General features: G+C 75.0%; 4 protein-coding genes. All 4 read left to right on the top strand.

Annotation, left to right across the window (positions count from 1 at the left end):
- Positions 1-95 precede the first annotated feature (95 nt).
- The 4 genes from purD (at position 96) to VIM26_RS19930 (ending at position 5,584) form a co-directional block, all read left to right on the top strand.
- Positions 96-1,367, top strand: coding sequence for a phosphoribosylamine--glycine ligase (purD, locus tag VIM26_RS19945; protein WP_331954488.1), 1,272 nt, complete (start codon positions 96-98; stop codon positions 1,365-1,367).
- A gap of 178 nt (positions 1,368-1,545) precedes the next feature.
- Positions 1,546-2,472, top strand: a complete 927-nt coding sequence (locus VIM26_RS19940; protein WP_414696530.1) for a phosphoribosylaminoimidazolesuccinocarboxamide synthase — start codon at positions 1,546-1,548, stop codon at positions 2,470-2,472.
- Between the two features lie 443 nt (positions 2,473-2,915).
- The gene (locus tag VIM26_RS19935; RefSeq protein WP_331954484.1) at positions 2,916-4,526 is read left to right on the top strand and encodes an amidohydrolase; all 1,611 of its coding nucleotides are present in this window, start codon (positions 2,916-2,918) and stop codon (positions 4,524-4,526) included.
- Positions 4,527-4,528: 2 nt separating this feature from the next.
- A complete protein-coding gene (locus tag VIM26_RS19930; RefSeq protein ID WP_331954490.1) occupies positions 4,529-5,584 on the top strand; it encodes a zinc-dependent alcohol dehydrogenase family protein in 1,056 nt (351 codons plus the stop codon).
- Positions 5,585-5,627: the final 43 nt, after the last annotated feature.

Raw genomic sequence — 5,627 nt, 5'->3', positions numbered from 1 at the left:
GTCGAGAAGTCGAAATCCGCCCATCCGGATCGAATCCGACGGGGCGGATTTCGACGTCGAGGGGCGGAGCGCTGGACCGGATAGGCTCTGCGGCCGTGAAGATCCTCGTCATTGGTACCGGTGCCCGTGAGCACGCCCTCGTCCGCGCGCTGGCGGTGGGTGAGGCGGTCGGCGAGAGCCACGAGCTGCACGCCGCCCCGGGCAACCCCGGCATCGCCGCGCTGGCCGAGCTGCACGCGGTCGACCCGATGGACGGCGCCGCGGTGGCCTCGCTGGCCGTCGCGATCGGGGCCGAGCTGGTCGTCGTCGGGCCGGAGGCGCCGCTGGTCGCCGGGGTGGCTGACGCCGTCCGGGCCGCCGGGATCCCGTGCTTCGGCCCGAGCGGCGAGGCCGCCGCGCTCGAGGGCTCGAAGGCCTTCGCGAAGGAGATCATGGCCGCCGCCGGGGTGCCCACCGCGATGGCGCACGTGTGCACGACCGACGACGAGGTCGCCGACGCGCTGGACGCGTTCGGCCCGCCGTACGTCGTGAAGGACGACGGCCTGGCCGCCGGCAAGGGCGTCGTGGTCACGAACGACCGCGCGGAGGCCCTCGAGCACGGCGCCGTGTGCCTCGCCAAGCAGGGCGGAGCGCTGCTCGTCGAGGAGTACCTGGACGGGCCCGAGGTCTCCCTGTTCTGCCTGACCGACGGCGTCACGGTCGTGCCGCTCGAGCCCGCGCAGGACTTCAAGCGCGCGCACGACGGCGACGCCGGCCCGAACACCGGCGGCATGGGCGCGTACTCCCCGCTCCCGTGGGCGGAGCCGGGCCTGGTCGACGACATCGTCGCGCGCGTCGCGCAGCCGACCATCGAGGAGATGGCCCGCCGCGGCGTCCCGTTCTCGGGCGTGCTGTACATCGGCCTCGCGCTCACCAGCCGGGGCCCGCGCGTGGTCGAGTTCAACGCGCGGTTCGGCGACCCCGAGACGCAGGTCGTGCTCGCGCGGCTCGCGACGCCGCTCGCGGGCGTCCTGCTCGCCGCTGCGAACGGCCGGCTCGCCGACGCGCCGCCGCTGCGCTGGCGGGCCCAGTCGGCCGTCACGGTCGTCATCGCCGCGCACGGCTACCCGCAGGCGGTCCGCTCGGGCGACCCGATCACCGGGATCGAGGCGGCCGACGCGCTGCCCGGCGTGCACGTGCTGCACGCCGGCACCGTCCTGGCCGACGACGGCGCGCTCGTCGCCAAGGGCGGCCGCGTCCTGACCGTCGTCGGCGTTGGTGCGGACCTCGCCGCGGCCCGCCTGGCCGCCTACAACGGTGTCGCCCGGATCGAGCTCCCCGGCTCCCACCACCGCACCGACATCGCCCAGTCCGCCTCAACCGCCTAACCGCCTCAACCGCCTAACCGCCCCAACCGCCGAGGTAGTACCTCCGCGCCGAGGTGGTACCTCCGACGGCTCTATCTCGGCGCTGCGGTACTACGTCGGCGAAGGATCGGCGGCCGACGGAGGGCCGGACCGCCGTCGGGCGGGGGCGGGGACGGGGGCGGGCGTGGGATGCGGGAGGATGGGCGGCGTGAGCCAGACCTCCAGCACCCTGTCCGCGCCCGAGCTCGCCGGCTGGGTGCACACCTACACCGGCAAGGTCCGCGACCTGTACGTGCCGGCCGCGCCGCACCCGGATGGCGACGTCGTGCTCGTCGTCGCGAGCGACCGCATCTCGGTGTACGACCACGTGGTGCCCTCGCCGGTCCCGGGCAAGGGCAAGGTCCTCACCCAGCTGAGCCTGTGGTGGTTCGACCAGCTCAGCGACCTGGTGCCGAACCACGTGGTGAGCCTGGACGTGCCGGACGAGGTCGCCGGCCGCGCGATGGTCTGCCGCCGCCTGGAGATGTTCCCCGTCGAGTGCGTCGCGCGCGGGTACCTGACCGGGTCCGGGCTCGTGGAGTACCGCGCGGGCGGGGCCGTGTGCGGGGTCGCGCTGCCGTCCGGGCTGGTCGACGGCTCGCGGCTGCCCACCCCGATCTTCACGCCCGCGACCAAGGCCGCCCTCGGCGAGCACGACGAGAACGTGAGCTTCGAGGTGGTCGCCGCGCAGATCGGTGCCGACGACGCGGCGCACCTGCGCTCACTCACCCTCGCGGTGTACGCGCGGGCCGAGGCGATCGCGCGTGAGCGCGGGGTGATCCTGGCCGACACGAAGCTCGAGTTCGGGCGCGCGCTCGAGGGCCCGAACGCGGGCGCCGTCGTGCTGGGGGACGAGGTCCTGACGCCCGACTCGTCGCGGTTCTGGCCCGCGGACAGCTGGCAGCCGGGCCACGCGCAGGAGAGCTTCGACAAGCAGTACGTGCGCGACTGGCTGACCTCCCCGGCGTCGGGCTGGGACCGCGCGACCAACACCCCGCCGCCGCCGCTCCCGGATGACGTCATCGCCCGCACCCAGTCCCGCTACGAAGACGCCTACCACCGCCTCACCGGCCACCCCCTCCCGTAAGGACCCCGCGGCGGGCCCGTGTGCGGTGTGCAGGGACGCGCGTGGGACTGGAGTGACGCATGGTGACGGTGTGACATCACTTCTGCACCACGGTCACCATCTGTCACTCGCGCGTCCCTCCACACCGCGGCGCGACGCGGGAGTCGTTCCGTCCGTGCGGAGCATGTGACTGGTGGGGCTCGTGTGACAGCCGGACGCGCTGCGAGGGCCCGCAGAGGGGCGATCCGTCGAGTGCTCCGCGCTGACGGAAGACGCACCCGACCGCCCGCCTTCAATCGCAGCCACTCGCATCGCAGCCACCTGCACCTGCACCTGCACCTGCACCCAACCGTCGACGCAGTCCACCGCCCGCGAACTCGGAGGTTTGCGCCGAACTCGGACTCGGCACAGTGTTCGAGTTCGCGACTACCCTCCGAGTTCGGCGACAAGGGGTGGCGGTTTTCGTGGGTGGATCGGTTCTGCTGGTTGGCGGGCGGGTCATCGGGGCCTCTGGGCTCGTGGATGTGCTGGTTCGGGACGGGCGCGTGGTCGCGATCGGGCCCGACCTGTCGGGCGAGTTCTCGAGCAGCCCCGGTGACCAACCCGGCGCCAGATCTGGCGGCGGCGACCGCACGATCGACCGCGGCGAGCGCGGCGACCGAGCGATCGACCGCGGCGACCGCGGCGCCCGCACGATCGAGCGCGTCGAGGTCGGCGGGCGCACGATCATGCGCGGCCTGCGGGACTCCCACGTGCACCTCACTCAGTGGGCGCTGACCCGCCAGCGACTCGACGTCTCCGCCGCATCGTCCGCGCGCCACGCCGCCGCCCTGGTCGTCGAACGCCTGCGGACGCGTCCGCTCGCGGACGGCGCGCAGCTCGTCGGGTTCGGGTTCCGGGACGGCCTGTGGGCGGATGCCCCGAACGCAGACCTGCTCGACGACTCGTTGCGTGCGGCCGGGTTCCCGGACGCACCCGTCGTGCTCGTCTCGGGCGACCTGCACTGCGGGTGGCTGAGCTCGGCCGCACTCGCCCGCCACGGCGCGGCCGGGCACCCGACGGGCGTGCTGCGCGAGGGCGAGTGGTTCGCGATGAGCGAGGCCGTGAGCGCTGCACCGACGAGCGTGCTGGACACCTCGGTGGACGAGGCGGCCCGTGCGGCGGCCGCCCGCGGGGTCACCGCGGTCGTCGACTTCGAGCTCGCGGACAACCTCGCGGTGTGGCGGCGCCGGATCGCGGCCGGCACCGACGCGCTGCGGGTCGCCGCCGCGACCTGGCCGGTGTTCCTGGACCGGGCCGTCGTCGAGGAGCTGGCCACGGGCGACGTCGTGCCGGGCACGCGCGGACTGGTGACCATGGGCCCGCTCAAGGTGATCAGCGACGGCTCGCTCAACACGCGCACGGCGTACTGCCACGACGAATACCCCGGGCTCGAGGGCACAGCCGGGGCGCACGGCGCGCTCGCGGTCGGGCCCGACGAGCTCCGGTTGCTGATGGCGAAGGCGACCCGGCACGGCCTGACCTGCGCGATCCACGCGATCGGCGACCACGCCAACACCCTCGCGCTGGACGCGTTCGAAGCGACCAACGCCCGCGGCAGCGTCGAGCACGCCCAGCTGCTCGCGCCCGCGGACCTCGCCCGGTTCGCGGCCCTGGGCGTGGTGGCGAGCATCCAGCCCGAGCACGTCCTGGACGACCGTGACGTCGCCGATCGGCACTGGGCCGGCCGCACCGGGCGCGCGTTCGCGTACGGCGACCTGCGCGCGGCGGGCGCGACCCTCGCGCTCGGCTCGGACGCGCCCGTCGCGCCGCTCGACCCGTGGCTGGCGATCTCCGCGGCGGTGCACCGCACCCGTAACGGCCGAGAACCGTGGCACCCCGAGCAACGCCTCCCGCTCGACGTCGCGCTCGCGGCCTCCACGGGCGGCCGCGCCGCGCCGGAACCCGGCGACGTCGCGGACCTCGCGATCCTCGAGGCGGACCCGTACGCGGTCGACCCCGCCGGCCTGCGCGCGATGGCGGTGGCCGGGACGTTGCTGGGCGGCCGGTGGACGTGGTGCACCCTGGACCGGTGATGATGCGCGCGGTGGTGTTCGAGGAGTTCGGCGGGCCGTTGACCGTTCGCGAGGTGCCGGTGCCGGCGTGCCCGGCCGACGGCGTCGTGGTGCGGGTCGCCGCGACCGGGGTCTGCCGCAGCGACTGGCACGGTTGGCAGGGGCACGACGACGGGATCACCCTCCCGCACGTGCCCGGGCACGAGCTCGCCGGGACCGTCGCGCAGGTCGGCCCCGCGGTGCGCGACTGGCGGGTCGGCGACGTCGTGACCGTGCCGTTCGTCTGCGCGTGTGGGCGGTGCGCGGCGTGCCTCGCCGGCGAGGGTCAGGTGTGCGAGCGGCAGACCCAGCCGGGGTTCACGCACGCCGGGTCGTTCGCCGAGCAGGTCGCGCTGGACCACGCGGACGTCAACCTCGTCCGGCTCCCGGCCGGCATGACCCCGGTGACCGCGGCCGCCCTCGGCTGCCGGTTCGCGACCGCGTTCCGGGCCGTCACCGTGCACGCCCGCCCGCGCGCCGGGCAGTGGGTCGCGGTGCACGGATGCGGCGGCGTCGGGCTGTCGGCGGTCATGATCGCGGTGGCCGACGGCGCCCGGGTCCTCGCGCTCGACGTCTCGCCGGCCGCGCGCGCCGCGGCGCTCGGCTTCGGCGCCGAGCTGGCGCTCGACCCGCTCGCGTGCGGATCCGGCTCGCCCGACGACGTCGCGGCGGCCGTCCGCGACGCGACCGGCGGCGGCGCGCACGCCTCCCTCGACGCGCTCGGCAGCCCGGCGGCAGCGGTCGCCTCGGTGCTCGGGCTGCGCCGGCGCGGGCGACACGTGCAGGTCGGCCTGCTGCTCGGCGCCGCCGCCACCCCGCCGCTGCCGATGGACCGTGTCGTCGGGTGGGAGCTGGAGCTCTACGGCAGCCACGGCATGGCCGCCCGCGAGTACCCGGCGATGCTGGCCCGGATCGCTGCCGGGGAGCTGGCCCCGGAGAACCTCGTCGGTCGCGTGATCACGCTCGACGACGCGCCGTCGGCCCTGGCCGCCATGAGCGAGCCCCCGACGTCCCCAGGCATGACGGTCATCGCCCCCTGACCCCGCCAACCCCGTAACGTCCGAGCGTTGACGTCCTATAGGA

The sequence above is a fragment of the Pengzhenrongella sp. genome (assembly GCF_036565025.1).
GTDB lineage: Bacteria > Actinomycetota > Actinomycetes > Actinomycetales > Cellulomonadaceae > Pengzhenrongella.
Note: the sequence above shows the minus strand (reverse complement) of the source record. Positions and strands in the feature narration are given on the sequence as shown.

Coding starts and splice junctions, on each gene's coding strand:
- VIM26_RS19930 (WP_331954490.1), top strand. CDS start 4,529: ATGCGCGCGGTGGTGTTCGAGGAGTTCGGCGGGCCGTTGACCGTTCGC.
- VIM26_RS19940 (WP_414696530.1), top strand. CDS start 1,546: ATGGGCGGCGTGAGCCAGACCTCCAGCACCCTGTCCGCGCCCGAGCTC.